The sequence below is a fragment of the Cellulomonas sp. McL0617 genome, assembly GCF_049994875.1.
Lineage (GTDB): Bacteria > Actinomycetota > Actinomycetes > Actinomycetales > Cellulomonadaceae > Cellulomonas.
This window is the reverse complement of sequence record NZ_CP188256.1, coordinates 334,044-353,198: the sequence shown is the minus strand read 5'-3', so window position 1 is coordinate 353,198 and position 19,155 is coordinate 334,044. Positions and strand designations below refer to the sequence as shown.

Annotated in this window: 15 protein-coding genes; 7 read left to right on the top strand and 8 right to left on the bottom strand. The window is 72.7% G+C overall.

The annotated features are described in order from the left end of the window. Positions 1-49: 49 nt before the first annotated feature. Complete coding sequence (locus tag ACPPVS_RS01655) at positions 50-1,084, bottom strand: carbohydrate ABC transporter permease (protein WP_426595849.1); 1,035 nt, start codon at positions 1,082-1,084, stop codon at positions 50-52. Between the two features lie 135 nt (positions 1,085-1,219). Then, positions 1,220-2,488: an ABC transporter substrate-binding protein gene (locus ACPPVS_RS01650; RefSeq protein WP_426594228.1), complete on the bottom strand. Its 1,269-nt coding sequence runs from the start codon at positions 2,486-2,488 to the stop codon at positions 1,220-1,222. A gap of 132 nt (positions 2,489-2,620) precedes the next feature. On the opposite strand from ACPPVS_RS01650, the gene ACPPVS_RS01645 reads away from it, so the two are divergent. Continuing rightward, entirely contained in the window at positions 2,621-4,228 is a 1,608-nt protein-coding gene (locus ACPPVS_RS01645) for a glycoside hydrolase family 13 protein (RefSeq protein WP_426594227.1), read from the top strand. A gap of 43 nt (positions 4,229-4,271) precedes the next feature. Next, positions 4,272-4,721: a pyridoxamine 5'-phosphate oxidase family protein gene (locus tag ACPPVS_RS01640; protein ID WP_426594226.1), complete on the top strand. Its 450-nt coding sequence runs from the start codon at positions 4,272-4,274 to the stop codon at positions 4,719-4,721. A gap of 10 nt (positions 4,722-4,731) precedes the next feature. Here the strand turns inward: ACPPVS_RS01640 and ACPPVS_RS01635 are convergent, their stop codons facing one another. The 4 genes from ACPPVS_RS01635 to ACPPVS_RS01620 form a co-directional block, all read right to left on the bottom strand. Further along, positions 4,732-7,584, bottom strand: a complete 2,853-nt coding sequence (locus ACPPVS_RS01635) for an FAD-binding and (Fe-S)-binding domain-containing protein (RefSeq protein ID WP_426595848.1) — start codon at positions 7,582-7,584, stop codon at positions 4,732-4,734. A 179-nt stretch (positions 7,585-7,763) separates the two neighbouring features. After that, positions 7,764-8,201, bottom strand: a complete 438-nt coding sequence (locus tag ACPPVS_RS01630) for an OsmC family peroxiredoxin (protein WP_426594225.1) — start codon at positions 8,199-8,201, stop codon at positions 7,764-7,766. Between the two features lie 44 nt (positions 8,202-8,245). Then, positions 8,246-9,391, bottom strand: a complete 1,146-nt coding sequence (locus ACPPVS_RS01625; RefSeq protein ID WP_426594224.1) for an AAA family ATPase — start codon at positions 9,389-9,391, stop codon at positions 8,246-8,248. Between the two features lie 19 nt (positions 9,392-9,410). After that, positions 9,411-10,727 carry a M15 family metallopeptidase gene (locus ACPPVS_RS01620; protein WP_426594223.1) on the bottom strand — a complete coding sequence of 439 codons (1,317 nt, stop codon included), beginning with the start codon at positions 10,725-10,727 and terminating at the stop codon, positions 9,411-9,413. Between the two features lie 128 nt (positions 10,728-10,855). Between ACPPVS_RS01620 and ACPPVS_RS01615 the strand changes: the two genes are divergently transcribed. From ACPPVS_RS01615 to ACPPVS_RS01600, 4 genes are all read left to right on the top strand, one after another. Next, positions 10,856-11,209 carry a hypothetical protein gene (locus tag ACPPVS_RS01615; protein WP_426594222.1) on the top strand — a complete coding sequence of 118 codons (354 nt, stop codon included), beginning with the start codon at positions 10,856-10,858 and terminating at the stop codon, positions 11,207-11,209. Between the two features lie 164 nt (positions 11,210-11,373). Next, positions 11,374-11,961, top strand: coding sequence for a protein-L-isoaspartate O-methyltransferase family protein (locus tag ACPPVS_RS01610; RefSeq protein ID WP_426594221.1), 588 nt, complete (start codon positions 11,374-11,376; stop codon positions 11,959-11,961). 171 nt (positions 11,962-12,132) lie between these two features. After that, positions 12,133-16,278, top strand: coding sequence for a S8 family serine peptidase (locus tag ACPPVS_RS01605; protein ID WP_426594220.1), 4,146 nt, complete (start codon positions 12,133-12,135; stop codon positions 16,276-16,278). A gap of 115 nt (positions 16,279-16,393) precedes the next feature. Further along, positions 16,394-16,900 (top strand): DUF3806 domain-containing protein, encoded by a 507-nt coding sequence (locus ACPPVS_RS01600; protein WP_426594219.1) that lies wholly within the window; start codon positions 16,394-16,396, stop codon positions 16,898-16,900. A gap of 1 nt (position 16,901) precedes the next feature. Here the strand turns inward: ACPPVS_RS01600 and ACPPVS_RS01595 are convergent, their stop codons facing one another. Next, entirely contained in the window at positions 16,902-17,432 is a 531-nt protein-coding gene (locus tag ACPPVS_RS01595) for a ribonuclease H family protein (RefSeq protein ID WP_426594218.1), read from the bottom strand. A gap of 115 nt (positions 17,433-17,547) precedes the next feature. Here ACPPVS_RS01595 and ACPPVS_RS01590 point away from each other — a divergent pair, with 115 nt between their 5' ends. Continuing rightward, the gene (locus ACPPVS_RS01590) at positions 17,548-18,084 is read left to right on the top strand and encodes a hypothetical protein (RefSeq protein ID WP_426594217.1); all 537 of its coding nucleotides are present in this window, start codon (positions 17,548-17,550) and stop codon (positions 18,082-18,084) included. A 4-nt stretch (positions 18,085-18,088) separates the two neighbouring features. Here the strand turns inward: ACPPVS_RS01590 and ACPPVS_RS01585 are convergent, their stop codons facing one another. Further along, positions 18,089-19,042 (bottom strand): 5'-3' exonuclease, encoded by a 954-nt coding sequence (locus ACPPVS_RS01585; protein ID WP_426594216.1) that lies wholly within the window; start codon positions 19,040-19,042, stop codon positions 18,089-18,091. Positions 19,043-19,155 lie beyond the last annotated feature (113 nt).

Here is a 19,155-nt window from a genome sequence, read left to right as displayed (position 1 = left end):
CCGGCGGCGCGCTCGGCATCGACAACAGCCTGTCCGCCCCATGACACGGTCATGCTCCGACCTCCTGCAGCTGCGGTTCGGACGCCTCGAGTCGCGCCAGCTCCTCCTGCTCACGGCGATCCCGGCGCGCTTGGCGCCTCGACACCCGACCGGTGCCGGTGATGTCGGCTCCGAGGAACCGGATGAACACGATGGCGACCAGGAAGATGATGAGGAATGTGATCGTCGACAACGCGGACGCGCTGTTGTAGCCCTGTTTCACTTGGTTGACGACGAGGATCGACAAGGTCGTCGTCGCGTGGCCGGAGCCTCCACCGCCCCCGTTGAAGATCGCGGGCAGGTCGTACATGCGCAGCGCGTCCAGGGTGCGGAACAGGATCGCCACGATCAGAGCCGGCCTCGCGAGCGGCAAGGTGATGCTCATGAAGCGTTGCACCGTGGTGGTGCCGTCCATCTTGGCGGCCTCGTACACCTCCTCGGGGATCAGCTGCAGCCCCGCGAGGATCAGGAGCGCCATGAACGGCGTGGTCTTCCAGGTGTCCGTGATGATGATCGCGGCACGCGACGCCCACTGCGCCGTCGTCCACAAGGTCTCGGTGCCGGTGATGGCGTTGACGATTCCCGTGGGGGCGAAGATGAAGTAGGCCAGCTTGGCGCTGACCGCGGTGGGGATGGCCCAGGGCACCAGGATCGCGGCGCGAACGAGCCCGCGGCCCCGGAAGTTGCGGTTCATGATGATCGCCATCCACATGCCGAACACCAGCTCCAGCGACACCGTCGCGACGGCGAAGAAGAACGTGATGCCGACCGACGCGTAGAAGTTCGACGCGAGGTTGCCGTCGGGGCACGAGATGTACGTGCCGTCCGGACCGGCGCACCGCTGCAGCAACCAGTGCAGGTAGTTGTCGAAGCCCGCGAAGCCACCGTTGACGAACAGCCCGGTCGCGGGATCCAGCCCCGGATCAGCCTGGAAGGAGTGGATCAGGGCCGCGATGATCGGATAGCCGATGACGACCGCAAGAAGCAGGAGCGTCGGAAGGAGCAGAAGGTACGCCGCGCGGTTCTGGGTATGCGACGGCCGGATGGCGAGCGGGTCGAAGGCCTTGCGGCCGCGCGCGCTGGGGAGATCGACAGTGGCCACGGTGCTACCTCGTCTCTAGGGCCGCACGTGTCCAGGCGCTCGTCGTGCCGAGCACCCGGACACGTGCGGCGTACCGGGTCAGCCTGCGCTGGCCGTCTTGATGGCGGCGGACATGTCGGACACGGCCTGGTCGACCGACTTGTCGCCCTGCAGCGCGGCGAACGCGTTGTCCTGGATCGCCTTGGTCACGGCGGGGTAGAACGGGCTGACCGGCCGCGGTTCAGCGTTCGCGATCGAGTCCTTGAGCACCTTCAGGTACGGGAACTGCGCGTTCAGCGCGGGGTCGTCGTACAGGGCGGCGAGGACGGGTGCGTTCGAGGCGATCGTCAGGTACATGTTCTGAACCTCTTGCGACTCCAGGAACTCGATGAAGTCGTGGGCGGTCGCCTTGTGCTTGGAGTAGACGCTGATCGCCGCGTTGTGACCGCCGAGCGTCGACTTGCCGGGCAACGGCGCGACGGCGAACTTGCCCGCGACGGCCGAGGAGCCGTCCGTCTTCGAGGTGATCGAGTACACGTAGGGCCAGTTGCGCAGGAAGAGCAGCTTGCCGTCCTGGAACGCCGAGCGCGACTCCTCCTCCTTGAAGGCGATGGCGGCGGCCGGGATGTTCCCGTTCTTGAACCCGTCGACGAGGTTCTGCAGACCCTTCTTGCCCTCAGCGCTGTCGACCGTCGGTGTCTTGCCGTCGGCGCCGACGATGGAGCCGCCGGCGGTGGCGACGGCCTCCGCGACGTTCACGGTCAGGCCCTCGTACTGGGCGAACTGTCCGGAGTAGCAGTCCATCGAGTTCGCCTTCGCGATGGAGCACATGCTGATCATCTCGTCCCACGTGGTCGGGGGCGTCTTGACCAGGTCGGAGCGGTAGTAGAGCAGACCGCCGTCAGAAGTGACCGGGCCCGCGTAGAGCGTCTTGTTGTACGTCGCGGCCTTGACCGGGCCGGCGAGCATCTTGCTCGTGTCGATCGCCAGGTCGCCCTTGAGGGGCTCCAGCCACTGCTTGGCCGCGAACTCGGCGGTCCAGACCACGTCGACGCTCGCGACGTCATAGTTCGCGTTCTTCGCCTGGAAGTTCTGCACGAGGTCGTCGTGCTGCTGGTCGGCGCTCGACGACTGCTCCTTGAAGGTGACCTTCTCGTCGGGGTGCGCGGCGTTCCACTTGTCGAGGATGGGCTGGACGATGTTGTTGTTGTCCTTGCCCTGCACGTACGTGATCGGGCCTCGGCCGCCGGCGGCCGCGCCGCTGGTACCGGAGCCGCTGCTGCTGCTGTTGCCGCTCGAGCATGCTGCCAGGGCGAGGCACGCGGCGGCAGCGAGAACCACCGCGGGTGTGCGCTTGAGGTGTCTCATGGCTCTCCTTTGAGTCCCTGATGCGGGCGTCGTTGCGCCTCGTCTCGGGACGCTAGTACCGTGTCGCCGATATCTGCAAGCGTTTGCAGAGAAGACGTTCATCACGAATCGGACACGGGAGAAGGCCGACATATGCACGCCGACTGGTGGCGCGACGCCGTCGTGTATCAGGTCTATCCTCGTTCGTTCGCGGATGCAGACGGCGACGGCACCGGCGACCTTCCGGGGGTGCTCGAGCACCTCGATCACCTCGTCGACCTCGGCGTCGACACGGTCTGGCTGTCGCCCTTCTACCCTTCCCCGGGGGTCGACGCGGGCTACGACGTGAGCGACTATCGCGACGTCGACCCGGTCTTCGGCACGCTCGCGGACCTGGACGCCCTGCTCTCCCGGGCGCACGCCGCCGGGCTGCGGGTGCTCGTCGATCTCGTGCCCAACCACACGTCGTCGGCGCACCCCTGGTTCGTCGAGGCGCTGGCCTCCGAGCCCGGCTCGGCCGCTCGAGCGCGGTACGTCTTCGCCACCGGCACCGCCGACCGGCCCCCCAACGACTGGGAGTCGAACTTCGGCGGTCCGGCCTGGGAACGCGTCCCGGAGACCGACCAGTGGTACCTGCACGTGTTCGCCGCGGGCCAGCCCGACCTCAACTGGCGCAATCCCGAGGTGCGCGCCGAGTTCGAGGACGTGCTGCGGTTCTGGCTCGACCGCGGGGTCGACGGGTTTCGCGTGGACGTCGCTCACGGGCTGATGAAGGCCGAGGGCCTCCCCGATCGGGGCGGGACGTTCATCGGCGCGGTCGAGGCCGGGGGCGACGCCGGACCCATGTGGGACCAGGACGAGGTGCACGACATCTACCGGGAGTGGCACGCTCTGCTCGCGGCCTACGAGCCGCCGCGGATCCTCGTCGCCGAGGCCTGGACGCGTCCCGAACGGTTGCACCACTACATCCGGTCCGACGAGATGCAGCAGGCCTTCAACTTCGCCTACCTCGCCGCGGGATGGGGCGCCCGGCGGTTCGCCGACGTCATCACGTCGTCGGTCGAGATGGCGAGCTCGGTGGGCGCGGTGGCGACCTGGGTGATCTCGAACCACGACGTCGTGCGCCCGGTGTCCCGGCTCGGTCGACCGGATTCCAACGTCTGGCCGAACGGCATCGGCCCGGACCACCCGTCTCCGGACCACGGCCTCGGCCTCGAGCGAGCCCGTGCGCTGGCACTGCTGACGCTGGCGCTGCCCGGGTCGGCCTACGTGTACCAGGGCGAGGAGCTCGGCCTGCCCGACCACGTACGCATCCCGCCCGAGTCCCGCCGGGACCCGATGTTCGTGCGCACGGGCGGGGCGATGGTCGGCCGCGACGGCGCGCGCGTCCCCCTGCCCTGGCGGCACGACGCACCGGGGTACGGCTTCGGCTCGCCCGGGCACGAGCCCTGGCTGCCGCAGCCGGCGGAGTACGCCGCGCTGGCCGTCGACGTCCAGGCGGCGGACCCGCACTCGACGCTCGCGCTCTACCGGCACCTGATCGCGCTCCGACGCGAGCACGGGCTGGGCCGCGCGCAGCTTCTGGACGCCCGGGCCGACGAGGACGGGGTCCTGCGCGTCCGCACGTCGGCAGTCGAGATCGTCGTGACGATGGGTGCGGCTCCCGCCCGCGTCGACGGCACCGTGATCGCCGCCTCGGCGCCCGACGCGGTGTCAGGCGGTCTGCTGCGCCCCGACGCGGCGGTGTGGCTGCTGTCGTGAGGGTCGCCGGACGCATGTGGGCGGCCGGCGGTAGAACAGCGTCATGACGCGATGGGCTGACATCCGGGCGGCGGAGCCCGCGTTCGCCGCCGAGGTCGAGGCGCTGTTCCGGTCCGGCACCAACAAGACGATGGCCACGCTGCGGGCCGACGGGTCTCCGCGGATCTCGGGCACGGAGCTCGAGCTCGGCGACGAGGTCACCCTCGGGATGATGCCGCGCAGCCGCAAGCTCGCCGACGTCCTGCGCGACCCCCGCGTCGCCATCCACTCCCCCACGCTGGAGCCGCCCCAGGACCCCGCGGCGTGGGCCGGGGAGGCGAAGCTGGCCGGACGACTCGTCGAGATCGCGCCGCCCGAGGGTTCACCACCCTCGACTGCGTTCGCGCTCGACATCACCGAGGTGGTGCACACGCGGGTCGACGAGACCGCGACCTACCTCGTCGTCCGCTCGTGGCACCCGGGCCGCGGACTGACGCAGCTGCGCCGGGAGTAGCCGGGGTCCGTCAGGCGGTAGGTTCGCGTGCCGGCAGGTGCGCGGCCAGCAGCTCGGCGAGGTGGACGCCCTGCGCACCGGCCAGCTGTTCGCCCTGGGTGCGGCACGAGAAGCCGTCGGCGACGTACACGTCCCCCGGAGCCGCGTCGCGGAGCGCGGGCAGCAGCGAGTTCTCGGCGACCGCGACCGACACGTCGTAGTGCCCCTTCTCCATGCCGAAGTTCCCCGCGAGCCCGCAGCAGCCGGCCAACGCGGAGAACTGCGCGCCGGCGTCGGTGAGCAGCTGGCGGTCCGGGTTCCACGTCATCACGGAGTGGTGGTGGCAGTGCGGCTGGACCACGGCGGTGACGTCGGAGAGGTCCGGGACCTGCCAGCGGTCGCCGGGACCCACCGGGGCGGGGGCGGTCAGCAGCTCCGCGAGCGTGCGGGTCTCGCGGGCGACCGCGACCGCCCGCGGGTCGTCGGGGAACAGGTCACGCAGGTCGGAGCGCAGGACGGCGGTGCACGACGGCTCCAGGCCGACGATCGGGATGCCGTTGACCGCGAACGGCCCGAGCACGCCGAGCAGGGTGCTCAGCTGGCGGCGCGCGCCGTCCAGCTGGCCGGTGCTGATCCAGGTGAGCCCGCAGCACGCGTTCTGCTCCGGCACGAGGACCTCGTACCCGGCGTCCCGCAGCACCGCGACCGCGGCGTGCGCGACCGTCGGCGAGAGGCTGTCCGAGAACGAGTCGGTCCACAGCACCACCTGCGGCCGACGGCCTCCGGCGGCTCCCGAAACCCCCGCGCCGACCATCGTGACCTCGTCGCGACCCGACCCGCGGGTCCAGGCGCGGAACGGCTCGCGGGCGAACGTCACCATCTCGCGGCGCGTGTCCATACCGCCGCCCGCGAGGACGACCTTGGCGAGCGGGCGGATGCCGAGGATCAGGTTGGTGAGCGCGGCCAGACCGGGCACGCCGGTGATCAGCCGGGCCCAGCGAGGCAGCCAGCCGAGCGCGTAGTGGGACATCGGCCGGAGCTTGCGGCGATATGTACGGTGCAGGACCTCAGACTTGTACTGAGCCATGTCGACGCCCGCCGGGCAGTCCGACGAGCACGCCTTGCAGCTCAGGCAGAGGTCGAGGGAGTCGTGCACCTCCGGCGAGGACCAGCCGCCGGAGACGAGCGTGCCGTTCGCCATCTCCTGCAGCACGCGGGCGCGTCCCCGGGTCGAGTCCTTCTCGTCCTTCGTCGCCAGGTACGACGGGCACATGAACCCGCCGGTCGCCGTGCTGTCCGCGCGGCACTTGCCGACGCCGACGCAGCGGTGGATGGCGGTGGTCAGGTCGCCTGCGTCGTGCGGGAACGCGAACCCGTGGCCGTCGGCGAGCAGCGGGCGAGCCCAGGGGCGTCGGAGGTCGGCGTCGAGCGGGCGCGGTCGCACGAGCACGCCGGGGTTGAGAAGGTCGCGCGGGTCGAACAGGTCCTTGAACGCGCCGAACAGGCCGATCGCCTTCGGGCTGTACATGACGGACAGGAGCTCCGAACGGGCGCGCCCGTCGCCGTGCTCCCCGGACAGCGAGCCGCCGTGCGAGGCCACGAGCGCGGCGGCGTCCTCCATGAACGCGCGCAGCGGGTTGCCCGACCGTTCGAGCGGGATGTCGAGCCGCAGGTGTACGCAGCCGTCGCCGAAGTGCCCGTAGGCCAGGCCGTCCACGCGGTGCGACGCCATGAGCGCCTCGAGCTCGCGCAGGTACGCGCCGAGCCGGTCGGGCGGGACCGCCGAGTCCTCGAATCCCGGCCAGGCCTGCTCGCCCGACGGCGTCCGCCCGCCGAGCCCGGCGCCGTCCTCCCGGATGCGCCACATGCGGGCGGCGTCGGGGCCCGGCGGGAAGAGACCGACGGCCTGCGTCCCCGAGGACGCCGCGAGCGCACGGGCGTTGTCCATGGCTTCCGCCAGATCGGCACCGCCGACCTCGACCATCAGCCAGCCGCCACCGGGCGGGAGCGTCGGCACGGCGGCCGCGCCGCGGACCCGTCGGACCACGTCGACCAGGCGCGAGTCCATCCCCTCGATGGCCAGCGGGGCGTGCGCGAGCAGCGCAGGGACGGCGTCGGCGGCCGTCGGCATGTCGGGGTAGCCGAGGACGACGAGCACCGGGGCGGCAGCGATCGGGACCAGCCGCACGGTCGCGCCGAGCAGCGTCCCGACCGTCCCCTCGGTGCCGACGAGCGCCTTGGCCAGGTCCGTGCCCTTCTCGGGCAGCAGGTGCTCGAGCGAGTACCCCGAGACCTGCCGGCCGAACCGGCCCAGCTCGGTCCGGATCACGTCCAGGTGGGAACGGACGAGCCCGTCGAGACCCGGGACCACATCGAGCGCACCCGCGCCAGAGGCCGCGGTGACGCGCCGCCCGGTGCCGTCGACCAGGTCGAGGGCGAGCACGTTGTCGGCGGTGCGGCCGTAGGCGACCGCGCGCGGGCCGCACGCGTTGTTGCCGATCATCCCGCCGAGCGTCGCGCGGGCCTGCGTGCTCGGGTCGGGGCCGAACCGCAGTCCGTGCGGCGCGGCGGCCTTCTGCAGCGCGGCCATGACGACGCCGGGCTCGATGCGGGCGGTCTGCGCGTCGGGGTCGACGGACAGGATCCGGTTCACGTGCCGCGAGAAGTCGAGCACGATGCCGGTGCCGACGGCGTTGCCGGCCACGCTCGTCCCGCCGCCGCGCGCCGTGAGCGGAACGCCGAGGGCGCGCGAGACCTCGAGGGCCGCCTCCACGTCGTCGGTGTCCCGAGGGAAGGCCACGACCTGCGGCACCACGCGGTAGTTGGACGCGTCGCTGGAGTACTCGGCGCGTCGCCGGGTGGAGTCGTCGACCGTGCCACGCATCGCGGAGCGCAGCTCCGCCACGACCTGCGCGTCGTCGACGTCCACGGTCTCGGTCACGGCCACCACCCGCGCAGTGTCGCACCGCCCACGCGCTCACCGGCACAGGTATCCACGCGACGTGACGAACCTGACGGACGTCCGCCCCCGCGGACTCCCACGAGGGCGGACGTCGCGGCCGGTCAGTCGAGGGCCGCGTCCAGCGTGATCGTCGTGCCTGTCAGGGCCTTGCTCACCGGGCAGCCGGCCTTGGCGGTCTGCGCGGCCGCCTGGAAACCGTCGGCGTCCAGGCCCGTCACCTCGGCGCGGACGGTCAGGTGGATGGCGCTGATGCGGACGCCACCGGCCGGGTCCGGCGAGAGCGTGACGTCGGCGGTGACCTGGTGCGCGACCGGGGTGCCGCCCGCACCCGCGATCTCGGCGGCGAGCGCCATGGAGTAGCAGGACGAGTGCGCGGCCGCGATGAGCTCCTCGGGGCTCGTCGTGCCCCCGGCGTCGTCGGCCGTCCGAGCGGGGAACGAGACGTCGAACGTGCCGACGCCCGAGCTGGTCAGCTCGACCTGGCCGCTCCCTTCCTGCAGCGTGCCGTTCCATGCCGTGCGAGCGGTGCGAGTGGCCATGGTGCTCCTTCGTCGGTGTGCGGACGTCCCACGCTAAGAGGACCTCAGCGCGCGCGCTCGAGATGGGACGAGACGATCTGCGCGGGGGCTCCGGCCTGCCGCAGGGCGACGGCGGCCTGCGCGTGCAGGGCGCGACGCTCGTCGGGGTCCAGACCGTTGTACAACGCGGCGCGCACGAGGTCGTGCCCGAACACCAGCCGGTCGCCACGGGCGCGGACCACGCCGGCCGCCAGGCCGTGCCGCAGCGTGCGCCAGCAGTCGGCGACGGGCTCCCGGGCGAGCAGGGCGAGGTCGGACATCACGAAGGACGTGCCCAGCACGGAGGCCTGCCCGAGCAGCAGCAGCACGTCGTTGCCCAGGTACTCGAGTCGTCGTCGGACCAGCTCGTCGAGCGGGAGCAGCCACTCCGAGCCGGTCGTGTCGTGCACACCGTCCACCGTCACGAGGGCACCCGTGGACCGGGCGGTGCGCACCACGTCCGCGACGAACCGTGGGTTCCCGCCCGTGGTCGCCAGCGTGCCGCGCAGCGACGGCCCGATGTCGCCGCCGACGAGGTGCTCGGCGAGCTCGACGGTGGCCCGTCCGCTGAGCGGGCGCAGCTCGAGGTGCCGCGCCCCGGCGCGCGTCCAGGCCGCGACGACGGCGGCCAGCTCGGGCCGGTAGGGCACGGGCCGCATGGTCAGGATGACGAGCGCGTGGTGCAGGGCGCCCTCGTGCGCGAGCCCGTGCAGGACCTCGAGCGACGCGGTGTCGGACTCGTGCACGTCCTCGAGCACGAGCGCCCACGGACGCGTCGCTCCGCGGCTGCGGAGCAGGTCGGCGAACATCGCGCCCGCGCGGGCGATCTCGTCGGCCGGCACGACCGGGAGCGCGTAGAGCGTGTCCAGCAGGGCGGCGAGCTCGAGCTCCAGGGCGGTTCGCGACGAGGTCTGCATCAGCGCGTCGGACAGCAAGGCGAACGGCCACGGCCGCATGCTCGACGCCCGGGCGGTGCTCAGCTGGACGTCCAGCAGCCGCGCGGACCCGCGCAGGGCGTCCACCAGGCTGGACTTGCCGACCCCGGCCTCGCCCTCGAGCAGGACCGTGACGCCCTGGCCGCCGGCGGTGGTCGCCAGGAGCTCGTCGAGGTCGTCGAGCTCGGCTGCGCGCCCCACCAGGGGCCAGGTCCGCCCGGGGCCGGAGGAGCTCATGGCCCGATCGTATGACCGGTCAGCCCGAGTACTCCCAGTGCCACGCCTCGGGCTTCGTCCCGCGGGGCTCCGCCCAGCTCGGGTGGACCCACAGCAGGCCCGGCGCGTTGTTGTCCATCCAGGTGTGCTGCTTGGTGCCGAACGTCTCGATGCCGCCGCCGAGGTCGACCGCGATGCCGTTGCCGTGGTTGGACGTACCCGGCGTGGCGCAGAGGTAACCCTTGGTACGCACGCAGTCGAGCTGGCCCGCGTAGGAGCGGTAGGAGTCCGAGACGACGAGGTCCGTCCCGAAGGCTGCCTTGAAGGCGGTGTTCAGCACGTCGAGCTGCTGGGCGGCGTCGCAGCGCAGGCGCACGCTCGCGTCGAAGCTGACGCCGCAGAGCGCCGAGTCTGGGATCCGGCCGTTCGCGTAGCCCTGCAGGGACTGCTTCCAGGCGGCGCGCTGTGCGGCGGCGGCATCGGCGGCCGCCTGGGCGGCGGCGTCAGAGGCGGCCTGCGCCGCGGCTGCGGCGGCGGCCTGGGCTGCCGCGTCGGCAGCGGCCTGCGCCGCCGCGGCGGCCGCGACGCGGTTGGCTTCGGCGCTCTTCTGCACGTCCGCCGTGAGGGTGGCGACGGTCTCGACGGCGTCACGCAGCCTGGCCGTCGTCTCGTCCTCCTGGCCGTCCGTCCGCGGGATGGTCGGGATGGTCGACGGGGTGGGCGACGCAGTCGGTGCCGGGTCGTCGACCGGGAGCTTGGCGGCGCTCGTCGGCGCGGGGTCGGTCGACGTCGTGGGTGTCGGCGTGGCGGCGGCGGCCGCGGCGGGGTCGGCGGTCGCTGCCGGGGCGGCGGTCGCTGCCGGGGCGCCGGTCGCTGCGGGCGCGCCGGCACTGGGGACCGCCGCGGCTGCGGGGGCCGTCGGGGCGACCGCGTCGTCGGCGACCGAAGCCGCGGCGACGGGGTCGACGGAGGCAACGAGGTCGTTCAGCTTGGCGGTCGCGGCCTCGAGTGCGGCGAGCTGCGTGGCGTCGACGGCCGCCTTGCTGCCCTCGGCCTGCACGGCGTGAGCCACCTCGATGGCGTCGGTCGCGACGCTGACCGCGCCGTCCCGGGCGGCGGCCACCTGTGCCGCGGCACGGGCGGTGTGCGAGATGCCGAGCGCAAGCCCGCCACCGTCGTGGGCGCTCGCCGCCGCGGCCATGGTGGCGCACAGACTCACCGCGAGGACGGCGACCACACCCCCCTGGGCCAGACGTGCGGGGCGCAGGGAGATGCCGGCGTGCGTGGCCTGCGCGGGGCGCGCGGCAGCGTGCCGACCACCCTCAGGCCGACCGCGCCGCAGAAACTTGTTACTCACGCGTAACACGTTAAGTGTTTCGGACGAGTGTCCAGGTCAACTTGAGGCCGAACGCGGGGGAGATCTCGTGCGCATCCTGTTACGGCGTCGTCACACAATTCATAGACTCGGCCGGTTAGGCTTCCGCCGTGCCTGCCGACGACACCCCCGCGCCGCGGACCACCCACGGTCTCGACGACCTCTACGACATCGCCCGCCTGGCCGAGCGCCTGGGCGTCGAGCACGCGACCATCCGCGTCTGGCTGTCCCGCAAGGTGCCGTGGCTCCCCCAGCCCGACGGACGGCTCAACGGCGGTGCGGTCTGGCGCGCGACCACCCTCGAGGGCATCGAGACGCGCCGGGAGCGCGGTCGCCCGGGTCGCAAGCCCCGTTACGTCCCGGCGCCCGCGGCCGCCGAGATACCCCGCACGGGCATGATCCCGGTGGTCGCCCCGGCAGCGCCGGTCCCCTCCGTCGACGAGCGCGAGCAGCGCGTCGGCTGAGCGCGGCAGCGCGACGGGCGCCCCGGCGCGCTGCGTCGGGGCGCTCGTCAGCACATCGTCGGCGAAGGCACCCATCTTCACGCCGTCGGCACGCCACCCGGTCGACTGAACCCCGGACCCGCCGGACCACCCCGTTGGCGCACCGGCGCTCGTATCCTCGTGCGATGCGCGAGGGCGACGACCCGCAGCGCGCCGCCGACGTGGCCGACGCGATGCGCGCGCTCGCGCGGGCCGGCTTCCTGCCTGCCGACCAACGCGAGCACGCGACCGAGGATCGACCCCTGCCGCTCCGGAACGGGCAGACCAGCTCGCAGCCGAGCACGGTCGCGACGATGCTGCGCCTGCTCGAGATCCCGGTCGGCGCCCGCGTCCTCGACGTCGGCGCGGGATCCGGCTGGACCACGGCGCTGCTGGCGCGGCTCGTCGGCCCGCGCGGGCTGGTGCTCGGGCTCGAGCTCGACCCCGATCTCGCCCGGTGGGGTGCCGCCAACCTCGCGGCGCACGAGCTGCCCTGGGCCTCGCTGGAGCCGGCGGTCCCGGGGGTCCTCGGACGTCCGACGGACCGCGGCTGGCCTCGGATCCTCGTCTCCGCGGCACCTCACGAGCTGCCGGCGGAGCTGGTGGCCCAGCTGGCGCCGGAGGGCGGCCGCATGGTGATCCCGGTGCGCTCGACGCTGCAGGTCGTGGTCCGCACGGGCGACCGGACGGCGGTCAGCGCGTACGGCTCCTACCGGTTCGTGCCGCTGCGCTGAGCGGGCCGCGAGCGCAGGAGCCGGCTGCGCGGCGGCGGTGAGCGGACGAACCGCCCGGCCGATGGCGAATCGGGCATGTCATCAGTAACGTGCACGAAGTCGGACGCTCGGTGTGACTCCCGTCATGCCGAGTGTTCGCATGTTGGTCCGTCGCGAACCAGGGATGCGCACATGTCACGTCGATCGGTCGTCGCCACACTCGCCGCCTTGTCCCTCACGGTCGGCACCGTGATGCTCGGGACGGGAGCCGCCTCGGCGGCGCCGCCACCTCCGAGCGGCGGCCCCACCGCAGCCGGACCGATCGCACCGAGGCCCGGCGCCAAGCTCGGGCATCCCCATGTCGACGACCTCGCGGGCGTCACCGGGACGATCACCGCCTTCGTCCAGCTCGACGCCAAGGCGGGCACGGACGTCGCAGCCGAGGGTGGCAGCCCTGCCGCCGTCAAGGCCAACGCCGCCGACACCAAGGCGCTCGCCGCCGACGTCGTCCCGCAGCAGCTGACCGAGCGCTCCGCCCGGACCGCCGCACCCAAGCGGATCGCGACGCTGACCAACCTCGTCGCGGGCACGCTGGTCACCGGCGACGCCGCCCAGATCCGCGGCCTCGAGTCGTCGCCGGACGTCGTCGCCGTGTACCGGGTGGTCCCGAAGACCGTCGACAACGCGCACTCCGTCGAGTTCACCCGCGCCCTGCAGGTCTGGGAGAACACCGGCCAGACCGGCGCGGGCGTGCGGATCGGCGTCATCGACACCGGCCTGGACTACACCCATGCCGACTTCGGCGGGGCCGGCACGGTCGCGGCCTACGACGCCGCGTACGGCGTGGACGGCACGCAGCCGATCCCGGCCGGCTCGTTCGACCCGACGAAGTTCATCGGCGGCCACGACTTTGCCGGACCGCACTACGACGGGGACGGGCAGGTCCCCGGGTCCAGCACGGTGCCGGTGCCGGACGAGAACCCCATCGACGCGGTCTACACGGGTGGCAACGACGGGCACGGCACGCACGTCGCCGGAACCGCCGCAGGCTTCGGCGTCCTGCCGGACGGCACCACGTTCCGCGGCGACTACAGCGGGCTGACCAGCGTCGCCGACTGGCAGGTCGGGCCCGGCACCGCACCCGGAGCGCAGCTGTACTCGCTCAAGGTGTTCGGCGACGGCGGCGGCTCCACCAACCTCGTGGCCGAGGCCCTCGACCGGGCGGCCGACCCGAACCAGGACGGCGACTTCTCCGACCGGCTCGATGTGGTCAACATGTCGCTCGGCGCCGACGGCCAGCCCGCCGACGACCCGGAGAACCTGCTCGTCGACCAGCTCAGCGCGCTCGGCACGGTGGTCGTGAACTCGGCCGGCAACTCCGGTGACATGACCGACATCGGCGGTGCCCCCGGCAACGCGGCCAGCGCGCTGACGGTCGCCTGGTCGGTCGGCTCGCCGCTGACCTACGACGCCATCAAGGTCACCGCGGCCTCGAACCCGGCGCTCGTCGGCCTGCACGCGGGCCAGAACTCGATCGCCTACTCCGGCGCGGACGTCACGGCCCCGGTCGGCGACCCCGGCGGCGACTTCGACGGGTGCACGCCGTTCACGCCCGCGCAGGCCGCGGCCGTCGCCGGCAAGATCGCCTACCTCTGGTGGGACGACAACGACTCGACCCGCAGGTGCGGCTCCGCGGCCCGGTTCGGGAACGCGGCGACGGCCGGTGCGGTCGGCGTCCTCCTGCCCTCCTCGGTGCCGGTGTTCACGGCCGGCATCACGGGGTCGCCCCTGATCCCGGGCACGCAGATGACCGCGAGCACCACCGCGGCCCTGCTGCCCGAGATCCACGCCGGGACGCTCACCGTCGAGATCGGGCCCGGGCTCAAGGGTTCTGTCGAGGAGGGCGGGGCCGGCGACGTGCTCAACCCGAGCTCGGCGCGCGGCCTGCACGGCTCGCTCGGCTGGACCAAGCCCGACGTGTCCGCGCCCGGGTCGCTGATCTACTCGGCGGCGTCGGGCACCGGCAACGAGCCCAACTCGCTGTCCGGCACGTCGATGGCCTCGCCGCACGTCGCGGGCATCGCCGCGATGGTCGTCGCGGCCCACCCGGGCTGGACGTCGGCCGACGTCAAGGCCGCGGTGGTCAACACGGCGACGCACGACCTGTACCAGGGTCTGAACCAGACCGGTCTCACGTACGGGCCGGAACGTGTGGGGTCCGGGCGCGTCGACGCCCTCGACGCCGTCGGCACCAACGTGATCGCCTACAACACGCAGTCGCCCGAGCAGACCTCGGTCAGCTGGGGCATCGTGCCCGTCGGCGCCGGCACGGTCGTGCAGAAGAAGACCGTCACCGTGCGGAACTTCGGGTCGACGAGCCAGCGGTTCACCACCTCGGTGTCCAGCGCGTCGACGTCCGGCGGCGCAAAGATCACGGCGGCACCGGCGGCCCTCACCATCCCCGCCGGCAAGACCGCGCTCGTGACCCTCACGTTCACCGCCGATCCGGCCACGCTCGAGCGGCAGATCGACCCGACCATGGAGCCGGAGCTGCTGGGCATCCCCCGCGACTTCGTCTCCGAGGTCACCGGCCGGCTGGTCCTGACGTCCGGCGCGACGCAGCTGCGTGTGCCGCTGCAGGCCGCCCCGCGGCTCGTCGCGAACCTCACCGCGGCACCGGTCACGTTCCCCGACGCCACAGCCACGACCGCGGGCGTGGCCCTGTCCGGGCGCGGGGTCGCGTCCGGCGGCTGGTACTCGCTGACCACGCCGCTCGTCCTCGGCTCCACCAGCCCGCAGCTGGATCCGACGACCGACACCGCGGTGTCACCGTCGACCCGGGCGGCAGCGGACCTCAGGTTCGTCGGCTGGGCGTCGACCGCTCCGGTGGTCGCGGCCGCCGGGGGCAAACCGTCCGACGGCATGCTCGGCATCGGCGTCGCGACGAACGGGGACTGGGCGAGCCTCGGCCTGGCGGTCCTGCCCTACATCGACATCGACATCGACGGCGACGGGACGTGGGACCTCGAGACCGACATCGGCAAGCTCGATCCGACGACCGACATCACGGTCGCCACGACCTATGACCTGGCCACGGGCGACGTGCTCGACACCGAGCTGATCAACGGCTTCGACGGATCGGTCGACTCCGGCGTCTTCGACTCCAACGTCTTCGTCGCACCGATCAGCCTCGCGGCCGCCGGCATCCCCGCGGGCGCGACACCGATCGTCAAGGTGTCGACGTCCTCGACCTACGGCGACATCGACACCTCGCCGCAGTTCACGGTCAACCCGTACGACCCGCCGTTCTGGTTCGACAACACCGTGGACGGCACGTTCACGTCGGTCGGCGCGGACGGCGAGACCATCGGGGTGCACAAGGGCACGGGCGCCGCGACGGGCAAGCTGCTGGTGCTCCAGACGCAGAACCCCGACGTCGCCTCCCGCTGGCAGGTGGTCGACGTCACCGTCCCGACCGCGACGGCCACCACCACGACCCTGGCGGTCACCGGCGACCGGACGGCGGGGAAGAAGCTCACGCTCAAGGCGACGGTCTCGCCCAAGGCGGCCACGGGGACCGTCACGTTCCTGGACGGCAGCACGCCGCTCGGGTCCGCGCCGGTGGCCCAGGGCAAGGCGAGCATCACGGCCACGCTCGGAGCCGGGAAGCACTCGCTGACCGCGTCCTTCGCACCGACCGACGGGACCTACGCCGCGTCGACGTCGGCCGCGGTCGTCGTCGACGTCAGCAGGTCGACGTCCACGACGACGCTGAGCCTGTCCCGCAACACCGCGCCGTTCGGCTCGGCGACGACCGCCACGGTCAAGGTCAAGGGCGCCAGCGCAGCACCGGCGGGCACCGTGACGCTGAGGTCGCACGGGGTGGTCGTCGGGTCCGGGACGCTCACCGTCTCCGGCCTCACCGGCACGGCCACGATCGCCCTGCCGAACGACCTGACCGTGGGCACGCACCAGCTGACCGCCGTCTTCGGCGGCAGCGCGGACGTGTCCGGGTCACAGGCGAGCAAGACCTACACCGTGACCAAGGCCAAGTCGTCGACGGCCCTGTCCGCGGTCACGTGGTCGGTGCCGAAGGGCAGCACGCCGACCATCACGGTCACGGTGACCGGTCCGACGGGCGCACCGACCCCGACCGGCACCGTGGTGCTCACGTTCAACAACAAGCGCGTCGGGACCGCCCAGCTCACGGGCGGCGTCGGCACGATCACGCTGCCGGCCGTCCAGAAGACCGGCCCGGTCGTCGCCTCCTACGGCGGGGACCGGGGCTACTCCGGCTCGGCCGCCAGCCGCACGCTGACGGTGAAGTCCATCAGGTAGGCACGTCCCGACGAGGGCCGCGCGATCCCGTCCGGGGCCGCGCGGCCCTCGTCTTGCCGGTCATCGAGCGTGCCGCGGCGCTCAATCCGCGGTCGCCGCGAGCCGATGCCTGGGCATGGGACTGTTCCGACGAGCGGCGCGACCCGAGGACGGCCTCGAGGTGCCGCACCCGCGCACCCCGGCCGACGAGGTCCGCGACGTCCACGTCGAGCCGCTGAACGCCGCCGAGGTGATCTGGGCGGCCCAGCACCGTGAGATCGTCGCGGACCTGTGCTCCGGTTCTGTCGACGCGCAGACGGTCAGCGACCTGTTCGACCGCGTGCAGGCCATCTGGCTGCAGAGCAGCGACCGCACCGACTCCGCTCCCCTGGTGCACGCCTTCGGGGTCGCGCTGGGCGACCTGGTGGCCGAACGGGTGCCAGGCCTCGCGTGGGCCACGGCGGACGACGGCCCTGAGCCCGAGCTCGTGCTCAGCCACCCCGCGCACGACCTGGTGATCTTCCCGATCGCGTCCGTCGGCAGGAACTGGGGACACGCGCCGACCGGTTGGCTGGCCGCACACGTGCACGAGGCGGCGGCCGGCGCGCTCGCGATCCTGGCGGGGCACCGCTCCGCGCACTGAGTCAGAAGAGGACGTCGGGGTCGTCGTCGAGGCCCGCGGGTACCTGCGCGAGCACAGGAACGGGCTGAGCGGCCGCGAAGACCGGGGCGACCCCGTCGCGCACCGCGCGGGCGGCGATGCCCGCGAGCTCGTCGGCCCGCTCGTTGAACTCGTCGCCGCGGTGCCCACGGACCCACACGAACGTCACCCCGCCGGGTCGCGACGAGATCGCGGTGTCGATCGACCTGATGAGCTCGAGGTTCTGCACCGGGCCGCCCGACGCCGTCCGCCAGCCCTTGCGCCGCCAGCCGTGGATCCACTCCGACGAGCACTTGATGGCGTACTGGGAGTCGGCCTGGATGGTCAGAGGCTCGTCGCCGGGGTGCGCGCGGACGGCCTCCAGCACTGCCATGAGCTCGGCGATCTGGTTGGTCCCCGACGCGTGCCCGCCGCTGTCGTGCGTGCCGTCGTGGTTGGCCCACGCCCAGCCGATGGCTCCGCCGGGGTTGCGCAGGCAGGAGCCGTCCGTGCTGACCGTGATCACATCGAGCATTCTGCCGTCCCCCGCGGGCCTGCCGGACGACCGCATCGCCCGAACGAGGGACGAATCGACCACAACACGCGTGTGCTCCTCAGGTCCGCGCCCCGGGCGTCCGATGATCTCGGGTATGACGACGTACGACACGACGTACGACACGACGACCGACGACGCCGACCTGTTCAGCGACGCGTTCACCGGCTTCAGCGGCGTGGCACCGTCGCCCCGGCACTCGCGGCTGGTGACCGGGCTCGCCCTGTCGGGTGCCGCATTGGTGGTCGTCGGTGCCCTGGTCGGGGTCCGGCTGGCCCAGCAGACGCCCACGGCGTCGCCCGTCCAGCCGGGGATCCTCGTGCCCGCCCTCGCCGAGACCCAGCGGGCCGGCGACGTCATCGCGGCGGACGACCGCGCCGACCTGCTGATCTCCCCGGACTCCACACGCCTGCTGCTGACCGACGACACCGGGTCGTACTACGCGGCGACGGCGCCCGGCAACCAGCTGTGCCTCGTGTCCGTCCCGCTGGGCGACCTGCCCCAGACCAGCTGCACCTCGACCGCGGGCGACCTCGGCACGCTGCGGCTCGACGACGTCATGCTCGTCCCTGCGGGCGTCACGGCACCGGCCGGCTGGCACGAGTCGTCGGCGAACGTCTTCGTCAAGGACTGAGCCGTCACCCGAGCGCGAGGGCGTCGACCACGCGCTTGATGCTGGACGCGAGCCCCCACCGCTCCGCGAGCGCGACGAGCGCCTCGGCGTCACCGACGACGTCGGGCAGCCGGTCGTCGACCTCTCCGACCGGCGCGTCCGGGGCCACCCGCACGACGGCGGGTGCGACCGCGAGGTAGTCGGCCGACTCGGTGAGCCGCCGACGTTGCGTCGAGGTCAGGCCTGCGTCGGCGGCGTCGCGGGCCGCCAGGATCCCGACCAGCGACCCGTACCGGTGCACCAGCGCGGCCGCGGTCTTCTCACCGATCCCCGGCACGCCTGGCAGGCCGTCGCTCGGGTCGCCGCGCAGCACCGCCATGTCGGCGTAGCCGGGCCCGGTCGCGACGCCGTACTTCTCGTGCAGCCGCGCCTGGTCGATCGTCTCGAGGTCACGGATGCCGCGCGCGGTGTACAGGACGCGCACCGGTACCTCGTCGTCGACGAGCTGGAACAGGTCGCGGTCTCCCGTGACCACCTCGACGATCGCCCGGTCGGCCGGCTTGGCCACCTCCCGCGCGACGAGCGTCCCGATCACGTCGTCGGCCTCGTAGCCCGGCACCCCGACCCGCGCGATGCCCAGCGCCGCCAGCACGTCGACGATCATCGGGACCTGCGGTGCGAGGGTATCCGGCACCTCCTCCACGCCCGTGGTCCCCGGCACCTCGACGGCCACCCGGTGCGCCTTGTACGACGGGATCGCGTCGACCCGGAACGCCGGACGCCAGTCGTCGTCCCAGCAGCAGACGAGGCGCGTGGGCCGCAGGTCGCTCACCAGCCGCGCGATCATGTCGAGCAGCCCGCGCACAGCGTTCACCGGGGTGCCGTCGGGCGCCGTCATCGACTCGGGCACGCCGAAGTACGCGCGGAAGTACAAGGAGGCGGTGTCGAGCAGCAGGAGCTTGTCTGGACGTCCGGGCATGCGGTCAGTCTGTCAGCAGCCCGGCTGGCGGCGTCGAGAACGACGTTGCACTCCCGTGGCGTCGCCGACGTCGTTGTCGACGGCCGGCCCGCTTCCCCTCCAGGCGCGGGCCG